This is a genomic window from Grimontia sp. AD028 (assembly GCF_000973155.1).
In the GTDB taxonomy this organism is placed as follows: domain Bacteria; phylum Pseudomonadota; class Gammaproteobacteria; order Enterobacterales; family Vibrionaceae; genus Enterovibrio; species Enterovibrio indicus.
In genome coordinates this window covers 33,473-53,711 of record NZ_LASY01000041.1, presented here as the reverse complement: position 1 = coordinate 53,711, position 20,239 = coordinate 33,473, and the positions used below count along the sequence as shown (strand labels likewise).

Sequence of the window (20,239 nt, the reverse complement as noted above, 5' to 3'; positions counted from 1 at the left end):
GCTACACATCGAAGCCTCTGCCTTGCATAAAATCCCCACAAACTGCTGCAAAAATCATCACCAAAGGTCAACAGCCCCTAGAACCCGTTAACGCGCCGATTATGCGCCTGCACACTTTGGTCAGCCAGAGAATCTCTACAGCACATATCCAATGCGTGACTAGGCTCACCAAAAACAGGTCGTTCGATGCCACCTTAAGGTTACTAATCTCTAGCATCCAGTTATTTCCACAAACGACTAATTCATCCAAAGCGATGACAATAAAAATATAAATTACTGTTTATTAGACTATTTAATGCATATTTTTACGAACCTGTCACTCTTCTCTTACTGAGAACAAGATCACACCTCACTTTCAATGTTACAAATATCCAGTAAAAGCCTTATCTCTCCTCTTCAAACAGTACACGCGAAAACGGGAAAATATATCTATTGGTGAGAGCCGTTAAAAACAAAAACTTTTGAGGGATAGACATCATGATTACATCGCTAATCAATGAAGATCTGATTTGCCTGAACCTGAAAGCAACGTCCAAAGAAGACGTTTTTGCAGAGATGATTGAACTTCTGCATGCTCAGGGCAGAGTCAACGACAAAGCACAGTTCCTGGCTGATATTCACGCCCGTGAAGAACTGGGTAACACCGGCTTCGAAGATGGTGTTGCCCTACCGCACGCAAAAAGTGCTGCAGTGATTGAGCCTGCTGTTGCTATCGGTATCAGCCGCGAAGGCATCGAATACGGTGCTGAAGATGGCCTGCCTTCAAAACTCTTTTTCATGATTGCTTCGCCAGACGGCGGCGCAAACCACCATATTGAAGTGCTGGCTGAACTGTCTTCAAAACTGATTGAAGATGGCTTTATCGAAAGCTTCATGAAAGCCGAAAGCGCTAAAGAGGCACTCGCTCTGCTACTCGAGAAAAAACAAGAACTGGAAACACCAGAAGCCAATAAAGGTTTGCTGATTGGTGTGACTGGTTGCCCTGCAGGTGTTGCACACACTTATCTGGCGGCAGAAGCACTGGAGAAAGGTGCAGCAGAACTGGGCTATGAAATGAAGGTAGAAACCAACGGTTCTATCGGCGTGAAAAACAGCCCGACTGCAGAAGAAATTGCCCGCGCAGAAGCGATTATCGTTTCCTGTGACAAGCAAGTGGACATGACCCGTTTTGCTGGCAAACGTCTGATCAAAACCGGAGTTAAAGCGCCAATCAAAGATGCAAAAGGCTTGATCAATCAAGCGCTGGAAGCTCCAGCATACGTTGCTTCTGCTGATGACAAAGCATCTGAGTCGTCTGAAAGCAAAGCTTCTCAGGCACGCTCTGATTTGTATCGTTACCTGATGAATGGCGTATCTCACATGATCCCATTCGTAGTAACCGGTGGCCTTTTGATCGCACTGGCACTGGCAATTGGTGGTCAGCCTACCGAAGCAGGCATGGCGATCCCTCCTGGCAGCATGTGGAACAAAGTGTTGGATGTGGGCGTGGTTGCCTTCACCCTGATGATCCCAATCCTTGCCGGTTACATTGCTTACGCGATTGCTGACCGTCCAGGTCTGGCTCCTGGCCTGATTGGTGGCTGGATTGCCAACAACGGTTCGTTCTATGGCGCAGAAGCAGGTACAGGCTTCATCGGTGCTATCGTTGCAGGTCTGCTGGTGGGTTACTTCGTGAAATGGGTAGCTACCCGTAACTATCACAAGTTTATCCAGCCATTGGTGCCAATCATGATTGCACCAATCACAGGTTCTCTGTTCATTGCTGGTCTGTTCATCTTCGTTATCGGCGCGCCAATCGCGGGACTGATGGAAGGCCTGAATACTATGCTGACCAACATGAGCACAGGTAACGTTATCCTGCTGGGTATTGTGCTGGGTGGTATGGCTGGCTTCGACATGGGCGGTCCATTCAATAAAGTGGCATTCCTGTTCTCAGTAGGCATGATTGCAAGCGGTCAAACACAGTTCATGGGGGCAATGGCATGTGCGATTCCTGTTGCTCCTCTAGGTATGGCGCTGGCTACGGTTATTGGCCGCAAGTTCAACATCTTCGAACAGTCTGAAATCGAAGCGGGTAAAGCTTCCGGTGCCATGGGTCTGGTGGGTATCTCTGAAGGTGCGATTCCTTTCGCAGCACAAGACCCAATGTCAGTGATTCCTGCGAACGTTATCGGCTCAATGGTTGCTGCGGTAATGGCCTTCTCCTTCGGCATCACCAACAGCGTAGCGCACGGTGGTCCAGTGGTTGCCCTTCTGGGTGCAATGAACAAACCTGTACTAGCGTTGGCGTGTATGGCTGCGGGTGCAGTGGTGACTGCTCTGGTTGCAGTATCCCTCAAGAAAATGCGTCAGGCGAAAGCGCAAAACGAAGTAGCAACAGCTTAATCTTGCGAAGAACGCTCCCTAAGGGGAGCGTTTTATTTGCGTGAAATCAGCTACGCAGAGCCATAATTTGATAGACTCCTTGCCAGATTTCGAAGGCTTAAAGAAGAACAATGACAACTCAATTTTTTCCTCTGAAAAACGTTATCCAGGACTATGCCTGGGGCAGTCACACTTCACTGACTGAACTGTTTGATATGCCAAACCCAGAGAACAAACCGCAAGCGGAAATCTGGATGGGTGCTCACCCAAATGGCTGTTCAAACATCGCTGTCGATAACAAAGAAACCCTACTATCAGATTTCATCAGCTCAGACATGGAAAACATTCTGGGCGCATCCACTACCCAGCAATTTGGTGAACTGCCTTACCTGTTCAAAGTGCTGTGTGCTGAAAAAGCGTTGTCAGTGCAGGTTCACCCAAGCAAAGCGCAGGCGGAAGCCGGTTTTGCAAAAGAAGAAGCGGCAGGTATTCCCCTGTCAGCGAGCTTTCGAAACTACAAAGACCCTAACCACAAACCGGAGTTGGTTTTCGCGCTGACTGATTACACGGCGATGAACGGCTTTCGAGACTACAGCGATATTCTGGGCTTTTTCCACCAGCTCAACATCGAAGAGTTGGCATCATTGGTAAGTGCATTGCAAGACAACCAGAGCGAACAAGGCCTGAGTGATTTCTTCGGTGCCCTGCTTTCTCTGGAAGGCGAAGCCAAAGACGCAGTGGTATCTAAATTACTGGCCTATGCAGATGCCAACCAAACTGATGAATTGTTTGCACTGCTGTTGACGCTGTCTGAGCAATACCCTGGCGATATCGGTCTGTTTTCACCGTTGATCCTGAATACGCTGACTCTTCAGCCGGGCGAAGCGATGTTCCTTGATGCCTGCACGCCACATGCTTATATCAAAGGGACAGGTCTGGAAATCATGGCGAACTCAGACAACGTGCTTCGCGCCGGTCTGACACCAAAACATATGGATGTACCGGAACTGATTTCCTGCACCCGATGCTTGCCAATGCCAGAAGATACTATCCTGCTGGCGCCACGCGTTGACGGCAATGCGCAGCACTACCCGATTCCTGTGCCGGATTTCAAATTCAGTGTTTACCGCAACGCTCTGAATGAAGTACTGAGCACACATAGCGCTGAAATCCTGATTGCTGTAGATGCACCACTGACTCTTACCCACTCGAATGGTGACAGCGTCACTTTGAGTAAGGGCGAATCCGTATTTATCCCGGCGTACGTTGGCGACTATCAGGCGAGCTGCGAAGGCTTGTTTGCCCGCGCCTATAACTAGGGGCTGTTGACCCTAATCACACCTAAGAAAATCCCCCTAAGTAAGATCGCCCGGCATTTGCTGGGCTTCTTTTTGTTTGTACCCGATTCCAACTTTTGCATATGCGTCAACGAGATGCGTAACAGTCAATTTAACAACCTTTTTCCACCATCTGAGAAAGTGTTGCTAAAGCCAAATGCGCTAAGATATTTGATTAATTTGCTATGTTTAACATTAGAAAAAGCCCCTACCATGCCTAGCTTCCTGAACACTCAGTGTCTCAGGAGTTAGTGTGCTCGAGGGAGTTATCTTGCATTCAAAGAAAGCGCTTTCATATGCCAGCAAGATAGTGAGCACGCAGTCTAAATAGAACTGACTACCCTCGGAGGGGCTCTATGCTCAAAGGAAAAATCATAGTGTCAGGAGTAACATCACTGGCCATTCTGTCGGGGTGCTTTCTTGAATCGAAAGTCCCTTACTACCCGGATTGGCCTCAGATCAACAGCGCAATCAAAAAAGACCCGGAAATAGAAAGCCGAGTTGCGGAAATACTCGCGCAAATGACGCTGGAAGAAAAAGTCGGACAGATGATCCAACCCGACCTTCGCAGTGTTACCCCTGAAGAAGCGAAAGAATACAAACTGGGTTCTCTTCTCAATGGCGGTGGCGGCTGGCCTGACGGCAACAAATACGCCACAGCCCAAGATTGGGCAAACGAATCAGATAAGTACTACCTCGCGCTTGAAGAAGCTTACGCAGACCGTGGTTTCCGTATTCCTTTCATGTGGGCAACCGATGCTGTCCACGGCCATAACAATGTTTTCAAAGCCACCGTCTTCCCACACAACATCGGTTTAGGTGCGGCCAACAACCCAAAACTGATCAAACAAATCGGTAAAGCCACGGCTCGTGAAGTCGCCGCAACTGGTCTTGACTGGACATTCGCTCCCACCGTCGCCACGCCTCGCGATTATCGCTGGGGGCGTGTTTATGAAGGCTATTCAGAAGACCCTGAAATCGTCTACCAATACGCCGGAAAAATGGTTGAAGGTCTTCAAGGTGGAGAGAAAGGATTGAAAAGCCAGCGCCACGTGATTTCTAACGTGAAACACTGGCTGGGCGATGGCGGCACCACGGACGGAGTTGACCGTGGCAAGAATGAATATAGCGAAGAGTACCTTCGTAATATTCATGCAACGGGCTACTTCTCGGGCCTGGATGCTGGTGCGCAAGTGGTCATGACGTCGTTTAACTCTTGGCACAACGAAGCTAACTACGACGTGATGGGCACCGACAACTACAATAAAAAGCTCCACGGCAGTAAGTACATCGTTAACGATGTGCTGAAAGACAAAATGGGCTTTGACGGCTTGGTTGTCACCGACTGGAATGGTCACAGCGAAATCAACGGCTGCACCGCAGGCAACTGTCCTCAAGCAGTGCTCGCTGGTAACGACATCTTTATGGTGACAGCCCGTAAAGATTGGCAGGCCTTCTACCGCAATGTGATCGATCAGGTGAATGACGGCACTATTCCAATGAGCCGCATTGATGATGCAGTCACCCGTATTCTTCGCGTGAAAATGCGCGCAGGCCTTTGGGAGAAGCCTCAGCCAACCGAACGTCGTCTCGCCGGTAAACAGGACATTCTGGGCTCAGACGCGCACCGTGAACTGGCGCGTAAAGCCGTCAGCCAATCTTTGGTTCTGCTAAAGAACAAAGACAATGCCCTGCCTCTGTCTTCCCAGAAACAGTATCTGGTGGTCGGCAGTGCAGCCAGCGATATCCAGAAACAAACCGGCGGTTGGTCTCTCACCTGGCAAGGCACAGAGAATACGCTTGAGCGTGACTTCCCTGGCGCAACCACCATGCTAATGGCGATGCAGGCTCAGGTCGGTGAAGAGAACATTTTCACCGATGTTGATGCTGCACCGCTGAATGCCACCGCTGTCGTGGTGATCGGGGAAGATGCCTACGCAGAGATGTTTGGTGATATCAACAAAACCAAAACGCTGGAATACGCGACCTTGAAATCGTCCTATGGGGCAGATCTCCGTCTGATCAAATCCCTTAAAGAGAAAGGTTTCAACGTCGTTACTGTGTTCTTCTCTGGCCGTCCACTATACGTGAATGAAGAGATCAATCACTCCGATGCCTTTGTTGCAGCATGGCTACCGGGCACCGAAGCAGGTGGTATCACTGACGTGCTGTTTGGTGTTGATGACAAAGACTTCCGCGGTCGCCTTTCTTTCTCCTGGCCAAAAACCAAGTGTTCCACCACCATCAACCGTAAAGCACCCAATCTGGTGAACTATGAAACACCGGAGATGGAACAGGATATCGAAGGCGACCACGCACCGCTGTTCGCTTACGGCTATGGCCTTTCTTACAACAAGAAGAAAAGCAGCAAGCTGAATATCGACTTAGATAACCTGCCACTTGATCCGCGTGAATACGGTTGTGGTCTGGATGCACCAGATGACGGTATTGCGACCACCAATCTAGAAATCTTTGGTCGTTCAGCCGATGACGAGTTTACTCCTCGCATTGCAGGCTCATCGAATGGCTGGGTCGGCGTGACAGTGTCTAACGGTACACCAACCACGATTGGCTCAATCACCACCACGCCGATTGATCACCTCCACCAGCAGGATGCGATCAATGTGAAGTTCACGGGTGAAGCACCAGCGCAGGTTTACATGCAGACTGCGGATGAGCAGGTTGTCGATAAGCAAAGCTATCTGAATGCGGATGCGACGCTTCAATTTGATATCGACATGAAATCCACCGCGCCGCAAAGCATGATTCTGGCAACCCACTGTGAGTGGCCGTGTCTGGGTCAGGTGCCTATTCACAAAGTATTGCCAGCACCAAGCGGTCAGGACGAAACCAAGTGGACGACCATCAAGATCCCGCTGCAATGTTTTGCCGACGAAGGCATGGCCTTCCAGATCCTCAATACCCCATTCCTGATTTATGCAGACGAGGAAGTTGAGTTCAATCTGGGTGAGGTTCGCTATGTGCCACGTAGTCTGGATGCAGCAGAAGACGCAATTACCTGTGAAGAGCTGAAAGTGCCGGTAGAACCGCCGCTTGAAGGCGATATCGTCGATGTATGGGAAACGTGGGAACCAAATATCACAACCTGGCAAGCACGCACAGACACATGGGAAAACCTCACTGACCACGTTGTGGTGACAGGCAATGATTCGTCTGATGCCACCCATGAGTTCACAGTCACTTACGATGCAAGCAGTCCAGAGTTCTACAAAGGTTTGGTATTGGTGAAAGGTAAAACACTGAACCTTTCCAACTTCCTGTCGGGCAACCTGACGTTCGATATTTACATCGAAACCTATGGTGAACCTGCGAATTCAGGTGAAACGCAAACCGAAGAGGTTGTTGTGAAAATGGAATCAACGGCGGGGTCTGGTAACGATTACCCACTGGGCAGTCTGGCTACTGGTCAATGGCACTCAGTGATGGTTCCGGTTGCTGAACTAAACACGGGCGCGCTAGACATCACCAAGGTCAACACGCCGTTTGCAACGCTGTCTGACTGGAATGCTTCGCAAGCTGCTGTGGTTTACCGCATCAGGAACATCAAACTGGAACAATAAGCTGACTCAGAAATTGCTCTCAAAGCCCGCTTCTGCGGGCTTTTTTTGTCTTTCTCGACAATTCCCCCGACTAACCTCCGTTTTTCCAGCCCATGCGAAAGAGAAGACCACTCTGATACGGTAACATCTTGATGTCTGAATATTATGTGGAAAGGAATCCATGCCGTTCAAATCTATGTCGTTTTGCTACCCCTGGCGTCCCTATCAATCCCGCGTGCTCGATACCATTCATGAGCATCTCAACGATCAACGACTGCACATCGTCGCTGCGCCTGGCGCTGGCAAAACCACCTTGGGGTTGGAGGTGTTCCGCCTATTGGGGAAACCGACTCTGGTGCTCTCCCCAACCCGCGTGATACGCGACCAATGGATTGACCGTCTTAAAGATTTTTGCGACACCGATTCGGTACAGGCATTACCTTGGGTCAGCAATTCTATTACAGAGCCAAAGACGCTCACTTCCATCACCTATCAGGCTTTGCATACCAAGCTCTCTGACGTGTTGGACAGTGAAGATGACGAAGCCGCGACGCTTGAAGATGACGATGGACTTGAAGGCGAAGAAGTTGACTGCTTTATTCAGCTTCTGCAAACCCACAAGATTAAAGTCCTGATCCTCGACGAAGCCCATCACCTTCGCAATGAGTGGTGGCGAGCACTCGAAAAAGTGTGTCAGGAAATCCCCGACATCACGCTGGTCTCCCTGACTGCAACGCCTCCTTATGATGCACAAGGTCATGAATGGACGCGATACGAACAGCTATGCGGCCCGATTGATGAGGAAATCTCAGTCCCCGAATTGGTGAAAGCCGGCACACTCTGCGCCCATCAGGATTATGTCTGGGCCTGCAATGCGACCCAAAAAGAAAGCAAACAGATCGAAGAATATGATCAGCAGGTGTCTACTCTTTGCCAATCACTTTTCGGCAACCCAACCTTCGAAGCCGTCGTGCTTGCCCACCCCTGGTTGGGTGAAGGCGAGTTTGAGCTGGCAGTGATCAAGCAACCCGAAATCGCCATCGCATTGCTGAGTTTTCTGAAAGCCAAAAATCTGCCCCTCGACGCGCAGTTGAAAACACTGTTGGACCTTACAGCCACTGATATTCCAGAGCTTGGCCGACATTGGTGGCAGGTATTAATTGAAACGGTGCTCTTCTCCAATACCTTCCAGCATGGCGAAGAGCATCTGTCATTTATCGATGATTTAAAGAAACAGCTCAGAGCCAACGAGCTCCTCTACAAACGCGAATTATCACTTGAGCGTTCACGTCGCAATGAGCGATCGCTTGCGTTAAGCAGCGCCAAGGTAGAGGCCTGCAGCAAGATTCATCACCTTGAACTTAAAAAACGTGGAGAATCCTTGCGGCAGGTCTTTTTGACTGACTATATCCGCGACGAAAACCTGACATCAGAAATCGATGCTGGAGAGACCAATCTCGGCGCTTGGCCCGTGTTTAAAACCATCACCTCAGACTCACCCATTCGTGAGCAGGTAGGTCTGCTGACCGGAAGGCTGAGCATTATTCCTACTTCACTATTGCCCGACCTCATCGCGCATATTGGTCATGACAAAGTCAAAACCCAAGCCATGGGTAATGAGGGGCAATATCTGAAGGTGACTGCACCACTAAACCAACTGACCATCGCTTTTACCGCGCTGCTGATGGAAGGCAAGCTCAAGGTGCTTGTCGGCACACGTTCGCTGTTGGGCGAAGGTTGGGATGCACCTGCAATCAATTCGTTGATCCTCGCCAGTTCAGTCGGTTCGTTTATGCTCACCAATCAAATGCGCGGGCGGGCTATCCGTATCGACAAGAGCGCGCCGGATAAAATCAGTTCGATTTGGCATCTTGCCGCCATCAACGTAAAGGCTTTTTCCGGTTGGTCTGACTACGACAATCTCAAGCGACGCTTTGATACTTTTGTCGGCCTATCAGAGAAAGACGATACCATTGAAAGTGGCTTTGATCGTATGGCTGCGAGATGGCTAAAGCATGATTATGTCCAAAAAGGGACCTCGCCGATTTTTGCCAACAACTCGCAAATGACCCAGCGCTTTAACGATATTGAACGCGCGGGTGAGCGCTGGAAGAAGGCGCTAACTGTTGAAGGCTCTGCGCGGGTATTACCATCAGTCAAAACACCACAAATTCAGGCGCTCCGTGGATACATGCTAAAAAACAGCTGGCGCTATTTATTTTCACAGCTGTTGATCGCCTTGTCCGGCACCTTTTTTTGGACGGTGCACTTATTCCAAAGCTCTAGCAACGTATTGTTACTGCTGGCTATGGCACTCACTGCCACCCTTATATACAAATTTCCGCAAACCGTCGCGACCACCAAAACCTTGTTACGTTTCTTGCCCGTAGATGGAGCACTCAAACAAATGGGTGTGGCACTGGCAGAAGCGCTTTGTCAGGCAGGATTTGTAGAAACCTCTATCCGCAGAATGAAAGTCAATGTCTATGAAACAGCAGATGGGCAATTTTATCTCTCCCTGTCTGGCTGCAGTTTCTATGAGTCTTCGATATTCGCCGATTGCATGCATGAGATTCTTTCGCCGATCGACAACCCAAGGTATTTGGTGATTCGGGAAGGCAAATTTCTAGGCACCAAGCGCGACGATTACCATGCTGTTCCTCTTCGGTTTGGTGCAAAGAAAGAGACTGCGATGATCTTCTATAAGGCGTGGTGTCAGCACGTCAGCCTTTCCGAACTGATTTACACAAGAACCCTAGATGGAAGGCAAGCCTTGCTTCAGGCAAAGATGAAGGCTTTTTCATCCAATTTCGAAAATGAAGTGAAACGTCAGGATCGATGGAACTGATAAGCGCGGGATTGAATATGCATCTTGCGGCGATCAACTGTCTTCATATCAATACAAACAGGTATACAAAACTCAACACTAATTAACCAAAAAAGAACCAAACCCTGACACAAAATCATTAGCTTTTGTTCTCTGGATGCGCCAATTTTGTCTGACTTTAGTAACAATTCATTGTATTCAGTCAGTTAGCCGCTCACTATCATAGACGTACAGCTTGCTGTGCACTCTGCTTAGATATCTATCCACGCAGAGTTCGCAACAGGCCTCCTATCCCTTGCCATGCAGGTGGCTTGTTGCACCCACACAAAAAACGCCCGCGATAGTCGCGGGCGTTTCTCATTCTGATCAATCACATTAAATCAGCGATTCAATACCGTAGTCTTTACCGAAGTTTTCCACCACAAAGTCGATGTCTTTGTCGCCCCGGCCAGAAAGGTTAATCAGGATTGAGCCTTTCTCTCCCTGTTTCGCCAGCTTCAACGCATAGGCCACAGCATGGGAGGATTCGATAGCAGGGATGATCCCTTCCAAACGCGACAATTCAAAGAAAGCGTCAATTGCTTCATCGTCGCTCACCGCACCGTAATTTACGCGCCCCAAGTCTTTCAGGTAGCTGTGCTGCGGACCTACCGATGGGTAATCCAATCCGCTCGCTACGGAATACACTTCCTGCGGTTCGCCATCTTTGTCTTTCAACATATATGACTTGAACCCATGCATGATGCCAGGCTCACCAAGGGTCAAGGTTGCCGCATGCTCTCCTTCCACATTCAGCGAACGACCAGCTGGTTCTGCACCATGAATGGCCACTTCTTCGTCTTCCAGAAAAGCGGTAAACAAACCCATCGCATTGGAGCCCCCGCCTACACAGGCGACAAGATTATCGGGTAGGCCACCTGTCATCTCTTTAAACTGCACTTTGGCTTCATTGCCGATGATGGATTGAAAGTCGCGCACCATCATTGGGAATGGATGAGGCCCCACCACTGATCCAATGGCGTAAATCTGGCTGATAGGATCTTTCATGTACGCTTCAAACGCAGCATCTACCGCCTCTTTCAGAGTCTTGCGACCATGGGTAGCGGGAATCACGTTCGCGCCAAGGATGCGCATACGGACGACATTCGGATGCTCCTTGCGAATATCGACTTCACCCATGTAGATATCACATTCCAACCCTACCAATGCGGCGGCCGTTGCCAGTGCTACGCCGTGTTGACCCGCTCCGGTTTCAGCAATCAACTTCTTCTTACCTAACTTTTTGGCCAACAGCGCTTCACCCAAACAATGGTTAATTTTGTGTGCGCCAGTATGGTTGAGATCTTCACGCTTCAAATAGATGTTGGTGCCGTATTTGGCGGAAAGGTTCTCAGCGTGAAAAATAGGGCTTGGACGACCAACAAAATGCTTATAAAGCCGAGCCAGTTCAGTTTTAAAGGCAGGATCCTTGCGACATTCTTCATAGGCAGCCGCAATTTCAATCATGATAGATTCCAACTCAGGCGGGATAAAACTGCCGCCATACTCCCCAAAATATCCCTGCGCATCTGGCTGCGCGTGTTCAAAGGTATTCTGCATGGGTCACTCCTGATCTCTGTCCTTGGATGATCCCTTTATGCCTTTCTAAAAGTTGGCGTAAAGGCTGATGAATAGCCCACACAAAATATATTGATTAAAGAAGAAGCAATACGGTAAATCGACAGTTTTGTGACAACCAATGGCGGTGTGCATCACATTTCACAGCTGTTTGTGGTACTTCGAACTAGAAATGCATGAATTTATTAATAAAAACATTGCGTTAGTAAGACTGCTGTGTCACCTCACACTTTATATGTGTCTACTCCCCACAAATGACTGTAAAGCTAGACAACACTAAGCCTACCGACAAGTGAAAACCCAGCCCTGAGAATCTCATATTACCTTTTTATTCAGCAGGATAATTCTTATCCCCGACACACATCAATGCCCATTAAGTCAGTCATATTGGTATGGCCTTTCATGCATTTGGGCACAAACAACGTCAATAATGTAAATAGAAGGATATAGATAATGACAGCCATATATGGATCTACCTGTGCTGACACCATCATCAGCAACTGCAACGTAGACTGGATTTACGGCAAGGGCGGCAACGACTACATCGTTGCCTATGGTAATGAATGTCTTATCGACGGTGGCGACGGTCATGACAAAATCATTGGCAGCGGTAGTAGTGATCACATCAAAGGTGGTAACGGAAACGACTGGATTGAGGGTGGTTGTGGTGATGACAAACTAGAGGGTGGCAATGGTTGCGACACCATTCAGGGTGGCGAAGGACACGACCTGATTTACGGAGGTTGTGATGATGACGCGCTTTATGGCGGAAATGGTAACGACACCTTAAAGGGCGAATGGGGTAACGATTTCCTCCAGGGCGGTTGTGGCGACGATAAACTTTGGGGGGGCGATGGACACGATACTCTCTTCGGTGGCGACGGTCATGACTATCTTGATGGTGGTTGCGGCAATGATGTCATGAAAGGCGGCAACGGTAATGACAAGTTGGTCGGTTACTATGGCGATGATCAGTTATTCGGTGGTGCAGGATGTGACGAACTGTTCGGTGGTTGCGATAACGACTATCTCCACGGTGGCGACCACAACGACTACCTGAATGGCGGCTGGGGACACGATAAGCTGGTTGGCGGAAACGGTGACGATAAGTTGGACGGAGACTGTGGCAATGACATCCTAAACGGTGGCTGCGGTAACGACAAACTCGATGGCGGTTGGGGTAATGACCTGATCGCCGGTGGTCAGGGCAATGATATTCTCACAGGTAATTGCGGTAAAGATACCTTCTACTTTGATGCCCATGACGGCTGCGACAAAATCACCGACTTCAATTGCTGGGATGACAAAATCCAGGTTGATGATTCACTCGCTACCTCTATTCACCAAATCAACATCACTAAATCCGGCGGTTGCATCACCCTAGATTTCTGCGATGGTACGTCTGTTCAGGTGAACAATGTTTGGGGCTGTTTCGACGCAAACTGCATCGACTTCGTAACAGGTTGCGAGCTGGTTTAAGCGCTCCGTTTAACTCACGTTTAAGGCGGCTCTGGCCGCCTTATTTGTATTGCGTCCACCTTTTGGATTTCAAATGGATGGTTTGCGGCGCATTGGTTTTTATCTTACTGTCGGTGTCATCGCAACGCATTTTCCCGCTCAAGGATGACACGGAAATCATGGAAAACAGCCTCAGCATTCGCGCCTATACCCGCCAGCGACAAGGCCATGCGCATGACTATCATCAACTGGTATTGCCTCTTCAGGGCACCATCCAAATTGAGCTTGATAACTATTCCGGTGGGGTCAGCGTTGGTGAGTGCGTGGTAATTCAAGCTGGCACTTTTCATCACTTCCGCGCCAACGAAGCCGCTCGGTTTATCGTGGCGGACATGGCTAAGCTGCCGAAAAACATCACAACACCCAACTTCGCAGTGTTTTCCATCAGCGCCCCCTTGCTGAGTTATCTCTATTTCGTGGAAAAACAGTTAGAACATGAGGTAGATGATTTGCTGGAAGGCGCTGTATTTGATGTTTTCTCTCGTTTACTCGCGCAGCAGGAAAACAACGAAGTGCCCGATCCCCGAATCCGCGCTGTCCAGTCACACATTGTCGAGCATCTGGATTCAGAGCTTTCGATAGAATCTCTGGCTGCGATTGCCTGCTTGAGCCCTACCCAATTTAAAAAGCGATTCAAAGAGATGTTAGGCATGAGCGCTTTTCAATACATCACTTTACAACGGATGGAAAAAGCCAAAGCCTTGCTGACACATACAGACTTGCCAGTACAATTAGTCGCTGAGCGGGTCGGCTATGGGGATCTTTCTGCATTCAGCCGCCGCTTTTCCGCGCACTTCGGCATGTCACCCAGAGTCTTCTCGGGCAACGGGGAATAAAGCGCCCTTTTAGCGGCAAGAAACGTCCTTTCAGCAAAGTTAGATAGCCAAACCAACGCTATCCTTGTTTTCATTCGAACAATTTGCAGTGGATGATTGAACAGTGAAAGGCATCTTCCTGAATATGGACCGCTCACTTCAAGGCAGTCTGGCCATTCTATTTTCCTCGATTCTCTGGGGTACGACCGGGACCGCAGCAGCGTTTGCGCCAGACATTAGTCCTTTGGGTATTGGTGCTTTTTCTATGGGGGTAAGTGGTTTATTGCTGGCGTTCTTGGCAAGAAAACCTCTTAAGGCAGACTTGCCTCGGATTCTCGAGTCTCGCACTCCATTGATCATTGGCGTTGTTGCACTGGCGATCTATCCCCTCGCCTTTTACTCTTCTATGCGCATGGCTGGTGTCGCTGTGGGTACTGTGGTGTCGATTGCCAGCGCCCCTTTTATGACGGTCTTCATCAACCGTCTTTTCGGCAAAGCCAATATAGTAAGCCTCCGCTGGGTGATGAGCTTTTTACTTGGTACTGTCGGTATCGTCATGCTGACGTTTGCGGAATCAGGTCACGCTGCCGTTGCTTCTGACAACAGCCAGAAATTGCTCGGCGTGTTACTGGGCCTAATAGCAGGTCTTTCCTATGCGACCTACGCTTGGGTGGCAAAGCAGTTGATTGATACTGGTGTGAAATCTGATTCAGCCATGGCGACGATTTTTGGCTTGGGTGCATTATTGCTACTGCCGACCTTGCTCTTCACTGGCGACAACCTTTTCTCTAGTTGGAACAATACCAGCGTCTCACTCTATATGGCGTTGGTCCCCATGTTTGTTGGCTACCTCGCTTTCGGGTTTGGACTTCGTCACGTTGACGCTAGCAAAGCCACCTTGTTGACGCTGTTTGAGCCTGTCGTCGCAGCCTGTTTCGCGGTGTTGATCGTCGGTGAGGTCATCGCGCCTATTGGCTGGGTGGGCATGGCACTTATCATGGTTTGCTTGGTGTTGCAGGCAACGGAAAGGGAACCCACAGAATCGCCACTCACCGAAGTCATTTAATAGTGACGTCTTTTATGTCTGAGAAAGACCAAGATATAGGTTTCAGCAACAGCGAGGAACGAGGACACAATGACAAGCGGGTGTTGATTTACTGCACGCCGGATAATGGTTAAAGAAAAAGGCGACACTAAGTCGCCTTAGTTTACTTCTATTGGTGGCTAGCTACCGCTTTTTGTGTTTCTACGGATAAGGTTACGAAGCGGCTGTGCACCACGATAAATCAACAATGACGCCAAAATCAGCGAACAGCCCGCAATCTTGTGGGCAGGCATGGCTTCGTAATACCAAACTACACTTAGGATCACCGTCCAAACGGGTTCCAGAATCATAATAATTGCCGCATTTGCTGCACTCGCGCCTTTCTGCCCCAAGGTTTGCATTAGATAACGGAGACTGGTTGCGACAAGCACGCTGAGCCCAAACCACACCCAGATATTTGATGGCACATGTTCTGGCCAGGTTTCCATGAGCAGTGAGGCAATCGTTGCCACTACACCTGTCACAAACAGTTGCACGCAGGTCAGTACTAACGCAGGAATACGTTGGGCGTAACGGCTGTTGGCATTGAAATGAATCGCAAGACAGAGTGCTGCCAGCAGGAACCAGATTTGGCTTGCAGATAACTGCCAACCCACACCACCAAGTGACAGGAGTGCTAAACCACAGACTGCGATTGGCATCGACAACCAGAAAATTCTCGGTGGTGCCTGCTTGAACAGCAACCACGCGATAGGAGGAACAAACAACATGGACAAGCTCATGATGAATGCGCCCTCACCAATCGAAGTACTGACAGACATGGCATAAATCCACGAGAGCAGAGCACAAGAGAGGATGCTCCCTACACCGCCCGCGCGAATGAGATCAGCCTTTTGCGAGCGTTTGAATGCCTTTAGGCAGAAAGGAACTAAAAACAAGGAGGCGGCAATAAAGCGAAGGCCAACAAAACCAAACGGCGGCAGTCCTTGAATCGCCTCTTTTGAGAAAATCCAGCCCCAAGCGGCCAACACGGTAGCAAACAACAAAATCAAAGAAGCGCGTCTTTCAGACAACATTCCACACCAAAAATGAAAAGAACTAAGCGGCAGACATTATCCCACTCCGTTTCGGTGGTGAACATTGAAATTGCGAGAAATCACAAAAAAAGCGGTGCCGAAGCACCGCAAGAGTCAGAAGGAGCTCGCCAGCCCCTATATGAGCGACACTCCGCCCTCCAGGGGGAATTAGGAGGAGCCGAGTACCGCAGTCATATCCGTTTTTATGTTGTCAGATTGAGTACCAAAGATAGCCTGCAGATTGTCACCAACTACCACCACATCTATTGCACCCAACGCTTTAATCGAGTCGATATTGGCTTGCTTGATGTCCTTCAGGTTGACACGTAAGCGGGTAATACACGCATCGACATTCTGGATGTTGCCTTTACCACCCATGGCAAACACCAAGTTGTGAGCCAGTTCTTCTCCAACAACATTGGATGTCGCAGCTTCTGTTTCTCCTTCGCGACCCGGCGTTTTCAAATCGAACGTGGTAATCGCGAAACGGAACAGGAAGTAGTAAAGCGCCGCCCAAAGAGGACCAATGATGGCGTAAAGCGCAGCATTCTCTGACAGCCCCCAGTAGAGGAAGAACTGCAGCGCGCCGTGGGCAAAATCGGTGCTGTGGAGGATTTCAAAGTAGTTCGTGATAGCAAAGCCAATGCCTGTCAGTACACAGTGCACAAAGTACAGAACCGGTGCAACGAACAGGAAGGTGAATTCGACAGGTTCAGTAATACCTGTTAACCAAGAGGTGAACGCGGCGGATGCCATCAAACCACCCACCATGACTTTTTTCTCTGGTGCAGCGCAGTGATACATCGCCAATGCAGCCGCTGGCAAAGCCCACATGGTGTACATAAAGCCGCCACCAAGACCAGTTGCTGTTTTGTCACCTGCAAAGAAGCGTTGCAGCTCACCGCGCACCACGTCGCCGTTTTCGTTGACGAAGCTACCTACTTCAAAGAACCACACCGCATTCCAAACATGGTGTAAACCCAGTGGGATCAACGCACGCTCAACAAAGCCATAAATACCGAATGCCGCTGGCTGACCAAGCCCACTGACTGCATCAATACCACCGTAAATACCGGCACTCACCAGCGGCCAGACAAAGGCACAGGCGATACCGAGGAACAGTGACACAAAGGCAGTAATGATCGGCACAAAACGCTTACCGGCAAAGAAGGCGAGATAGTCTGGCAGCTTGATAGTGTGGAATCGGTTAAAGAAGTAAGCCGCAAACGAACCAATCAGGAGCGAACCGAATATCCCGGTGTTAAGGCTGTTTATTCCTATCATCTGGGTCAAATACCCCTGATGCTCCTCTATGCCACGAAGTACAACGGTTTGGCCCATAGCGGCGTTAAACACAATCCAGCCTGCCACAGCAGCCAGTGCGGCGGTACCATCGTTGTTTTTCGCCAGACCAATCGCAACACCAATGACAAATAGCAGCGTGATGTTGCCGAAAATCATATCCGCGGATTGCATCATGATTGACCAGAAAGCATCTGGAAAGAACAGTTGTTGCGTTAAACCAAAGTTACCAACACCGAGCATTAAACCCGCCGCTGGCAACACAGCGACAGGCAGCATCAGCGAACGCCCGACTTTTTGTGCTTGTCCAAAGAATGAGCTGAACATAACAGATCCCTCTTGAATGAAAGTGTGTAATTCCCGGCATCAATGTGTCGGGATGCTTTCATCTTATTTCGCTGAGATCCGCCGTAGGTATCATTTGGAAATCGTTTTGTATCAACACGGTTACATAGTCGAATTGCCCCAGAAAAAGCTGTGAAACCGTTCGCATAATCGCCGCCCATCCCCCGTTCAAATTTTCCCCAATGCCATGATTGTGCAGAGGAAAATAAGGAGATGATTCATGGCATTTCAGAAAAGGATTTTGATTGTCGATGACAGCGAGGAGCTGAGAGATGCGCTCAGTGCTTACCTGACCAAATCAGGCTTCGACGTTGTGACCGCCGTCGATGGTGAGCAGATGCACAAGGTGCTGGCTCAGGGAGAGCCGAGCCTGATTATCCTCGATGTGATGTTACCCGGTGATGACGGTTTCACGCTCTGTAGTCAAATCCGAAAAACCTCCAACGTTCCTATCATCATGCTCACCGCCGTGACCGATGAAATCGACCGTGTCACCGGATTAGAGCTGGGCGCGGATGATTACATCACCAAAACCTTCAGTCCACGTGAATTGTTGGCGCGTATTAAAGCACTGCTGAGGCGCTCTCAGTTCAATCAGGGTTTAGAGGGCGCGCGTTATATTTGTTTTCTCGATTGGAAGCTCGACACACTGGCCCGGGTTCTGGTCACGCCGGGCGGTGATGAAACCACCCTGTCTGGCGCTGACTTCTCTTTGCTTAGTCTTTTCCTCCGACACCCTAACAAACCCCTTAGCCGCAACATCATTTCTGAAACCATTCGCGGTCGTGAAGCCATGCCACTCGAACGCGGTATAGATATTCAAGTCAGTCGTCTTCGCGCCAAACTGGAAGATCAGGACCATTCGCTGATCCGCACCCTTCGCAATGAAGGTTATATGCTGAGTGCGGATGTGATTCATGAAGCCTGAGCCTCAACCAAAAGAAGACGATAAGTACGAAACGAAAGGTAAGCTGCTCAATCGAATCTGGCCTTTGGGTCTCGCCAGCCGTTTTATTCTGATGCTTTCTCTGGTCATTCTGACATCGCAGGCACTGACCAGCGCGGTCTGGTATCGATACAGCTATATGCAGGAAAAAGAAGGCTTGGAAACGGCGCTGGAAAGCATTGCCTCCAATGCGGCATTCACTGTCTCTTATTATCGCAAACTGCCTAAATCGAGCCGCCATTTGGTGCTAGAGCAAAATCGCAGTATGGGCGGAACCCGTTTTTTTATCTCGCTCAACAGCAAGAGAATTGACGCTAGAGGATTAGCGGCATCGGAGAGAAAACAGGAGCTGGAACAAACCGTCAGCGAAGTGCTGAAAAGAACGCTTGGCCAGCAAATGTCCATAGACATTAATTTCAGCAAGCGCGACGATTTGCGTGTTTACGATGCAGAAGTGCCACTTGACGATATTCCGCGTGCCTTTGCCCGCTACACCATTGAAAAAGTGAAAGACGACCCACCTGTGCTGGTGATGCAGTTCAAGCTCCCCAATGAGCAAAGCGCGCCCGATGCACCGGAGCAATGGTTGTATCTGGCCACGAACCTTCCTGCACCTTATGTCTCGCTGGAATCACGCTTTCTCGATGCTCGCCAGCTTAATTTCATCCTGCTGACCTCGGTGTTTGTTTTACTTTGTACCTGGCTGATCGTGCGCCGGGAGATCAAGCCAATTAAGAACCTTGCCCGCGCCGCCAAATTGATGGGAAGCAAGATGGATGCGCCCATTATTAAAGAAGAAGGCAGCGGTGAACTCATTGCCGCCGTCCATGCATTCAACACCATGAACCGTCGCATCCGCGCTTATATACGTGACCGGGATTTGCTGTTCGGCGCGATATCACACGATCTCAAAACCCCTATTGCTTGCCTGAAACTTCGAACGGAAATGCTGGATGATGAAGAAACCAAAATCCGTTTTGAACGTTCACTCAACGAGCTCGAGTTTATGGTGCAAGGTGCCCTGCACTACATCAAAGACACAGATATCCGCGAACAGGTCGAATGGGTGGATATCAACGCTGTCCTCGAGGAAATCAGCGCCTTCTACGGTTCTGGAGAAAGTCAGGTCAGCGTTTTGGGTTCTGCTTCCCAATCGTTTCTGTGTAAACCCGTTGCCATAAAACGAATGCTGCACAACCTGATAGAGAACGGCGTGAAATATGGAGGACACGTGGATGTCAGCGTGCTGGATACTCCCCGTAATCTGGTCATCAAAATCCGAGACCATGGTCCCGGTATTCCGGATGAACTTCGAGAGCGCGTGTTCGAGCCCTACTTCCGCATTCATCAGGAAAAGGAAGAAGGCACTGGGCTTGGGCTGAGTATCGTGCGCAATATTATTCGTGGTCATGCTGGCAAGCTGGTTTTGCAAAATCATGCAGACGGTGGCCTCGTTGTCACTCTGTCGCTACCAAGAGAGGAATAAC

Annotated in this window: 12 protein-coding genes; 9 read left to right on the top strand and 3 right to left on the bottom strand. The window is 49.5% G+C overall.

Translation table 11 applies throughout. From position 1 onward, the window contains the following. Positions 1-477: 477 nt before the first annotated feature. The 4 genes from RN22_RS10065 (at position 478) to RN22_RS10050 (ending at position 10,109) form a co-directional block, all read left to right on the top strand. Positions 478-2,385 carry a fructose-specific PTS transporter subunit EIIC gene (locus tag RN22_RS10065; protein WP_046304161.1) on the top strand — a complete coding sequence of 636 codons (1,908 nt, stop codon included), beginning with the start codon at positions 478-480 and terminating at the stop codon, positions 2,383-2,385. Between the two features lie 110 nt (positions 2,386-2,495). Beyond that, positions 2,496-3,683: a mannose-6-phosphate isomerase, class I gene (gene manA / locus RN22_RS10060; protein WP_046304160.1), complete on the top strand. Its 1,188-nt coding sequence runs from the start codon at positions 2,496-2,498 to the stop codon at positions 3,681-3,683. Between the two features lie 374 nt (positions 3,684-4,057). Further along, complete coding sequence (locus RN22_RS10055) at positions 4,058-7,282, top strand: glycoside hydrolase family 3 protein (protein ID WP_046304159.1); 3,225 nt, start codon at positions 4,058-4,060, stop codon at positions 7,280-7,282. A gap of 160 nt (positions 7,283-7,442) precedes the next feature. Further along, complete coding sequence (locus RN22_RS10050) at positions 7,443-10,109, top strand: DEAD/DEAH box helicase family protein (protein WP_046304158.1); 2,667 nt, start codon at positions 7,443-7,445, stop codon at positions 10,107-10,109. A 354-nt stretch (positions 10,110-10,463) separates the two neighbouring features. Here RN22_RS10050 and trpB read toward each other — a convergent pair whose 3' ends face one another. After that, on the bottom strand, positions 10,464-11,687 hold the full coding sequence (gene trpB, locus RN22_RS10045; RefSeq protein ID WP_046304157.1) for a tryptophan synthase subunit beta: 1,224 nt from the start codon (positions 11,685-11,687) through the stop codon (positions 10,464-10,466). A gap of 471 nt (positions 11,688-12,158) precedes the next feature. Between trpB and RN22_RS10040 the strand changes: the two genes are divergently transcribed. The 3 genes from RN22_RS10040 to RN22_RS10030 all read left to right on the top strand — a co-directional run bounded on the left by RN22_RS10040 (position 12,159) and on the right by RN22_RS10030 (position 15,104). Then, entirely contained in the window at positions 12,159-13,184 is a 1,026-nt protein-coding gene (locus tag RN22_RS10040) for a calcium-binding protein (protein ID WP_046304156.1), read from the top strand. Positions 13,185-13,342: 158 nt separating this feature from the next. Beyond that, positions 13,343-14,059, top strand: a complete 717-nt coding sequence (locus RN22_RS10035) for an AraC family transcriptional regulator (protein WP_046304164.1) — start codon at positions 13,343-13,345, stop codon at positions 14,057-14,059. A 124-nt stretch (positions 14,060-14,183) separates the two neighbouring features. Then, positions 14,184-15,104, top strand: a complete 921-nt coding sequence (locus RN22_RS10030; RefSeq protein ID WP_046304155.1) for a DMT family transporter — start codon at positions 14,184-14,186, stop codon at positions 15,102-15,104. Between the two features lie 158 nt (positions 15,105-15,262). On the opposite strand, the gene RN22_RS10025 is transcribed toward RN22_RS10030, so the two are convergent. Continuing rightward, positions 15,263-16,159: a DMT family transporter gene (locus RN22_RS10025; protein WP_046304154.1), complete on the bottom strand. Its 897-nt coding sequence runs from the start codon at positions 16,157-16,159 to the stop codon at positions 15,263-15,265. Positions 16,160-16,327: 168 nt separating this feature from the next. Continuing rightward, on the bottom strand, positions 16,328-17,788 hold the full coding sequence (ptsG, locus tag RN22_RS10020; RefSeq protein WP_046304153.1) for a glucose-specific PTS transporter subunit IIBC: 1,461 nt from the start codon (positions 17,786-17,788) through the stop codon (positions 16,328-16,330). A gap of 238 nt (positions 17,789-18,026) precedes the next feature. On the opposite strand from ptsG, the gene RN22_RS10015 reads away from it, so the two are divergent. Together RN22_RS10015 and RN22_RS10010 are read left to right on the top strand one after the other, a co-directional pair. After that, on the top strand, positions 18,027-18,734 hold the full coding sequence (locus RN22_RS10015) for a response regulator (protein ID WP_046304152.1): 708 nt from the start codon (positions 18,027-18,029) through the stop codon (positions 18,732-18,734). Continuing rightward, positions 18,724-20,238 (top strand): ATP-binding protein, encoded by a 1,515-nt coding sequence (locus RN22_RS10010; RefSeq protein ID WP_052737520.1) that lies wholly within the window; start codon positions 18,724-18,726, stop codon positions 20,236-20,238. The genes RN22_RS10015 and RN22_RS10010 overlap by 11 nt, the downstream gene beginning before the upstream one ends. The last annotated feature ends 1 nt before the right edge of the window (position 20,239 follow it).

Excerpts from the sequence above, each read along its gene's own strand:
- RN22_RS10065 (WP_046304161.1), top strand. The coding sequence starts at position 478 with ATGATTACATCGCTAATCAATGAAGATCTGATTTGCCTGAACCTGAAA.
- manA (WP_046304160.1), top strand. The coding sequence starts at position 2,496 with ATGACAACTCAATTTTTTCCTCTGAAAAACGTTATCCAGGACTATGCC.
- RN22_RS10055 (WP_046304159.1), top strand. The coding sequence starts at position 4,058 with ATGCTCAAAGGAAAAATCATAGTGTCAGGAGTAACATCACTGGCCATT.
- RN22_RS10050 (WP_046304158.1), top strand. The coding sequence starts at position 7,443 with ATGCCGTTCAAATCTATGTCGTTTTGCTACCCCTGGCGTCCCTATCAA.
- trpB (WP_046304157.1), bottom strand. The coding sequence starts at position 11,687 with ATGCAGAATACCTTTGAACACGCGCAGCCAGATGCGCAGGGATATTTT.
- RN22_RS10040 (WP_046304156.1), top strand. The coding sequence starts at position 12,159 with ATGACAGCCATATATGGATCTACCTGTGCTGACACCATCATCAGCAAC.
- RN22_RS10035 (WP_046304164.1), top strand. The coding sequence starts at position 13,343 with ATGGAAAACAGCCTCAGCATTCGCGCCTATACCCGCCAGCGACAAGGC.
- RN22_RS10030 (WP_046304155.1), top strand. The coding sequence starts at position 14,184 with ATGGACCGCTCACTTCAAGGCAGTCTGGCCATTCTATTTTCCTCGATT.
- RN22_RS10025 (WP_046304154.1), bottom strand. The coding sequence starts at position 16,159 with ATGTTGTCTGAAAGACGCGCTTCTTTGATTTTGTTGTTTGCTACCGTG.
- ptsG (WP_046304153.1), bottom strand. The coding sequence starts at position 17,788 with ATGTTCAGCTCATTCTTTGGACAAGCACAAAAAGTCGGGCGTTCGCTG.
- RN22_RS10015 (WP_046304152.1), top strand. The coding sequence starts at position 18,027 with ATGGCATTTCAGAAAAGGATTTTGATTGTCGATGACAGCGAGGAGCTG.
- RN22_RS10010 (WP_052737520.1), top strand. The coding sequence starts at position 18,724 with ATGAAGCCTGAGCCTCAACCAAAAGAAGACGATAAGTACGAAACGAAA.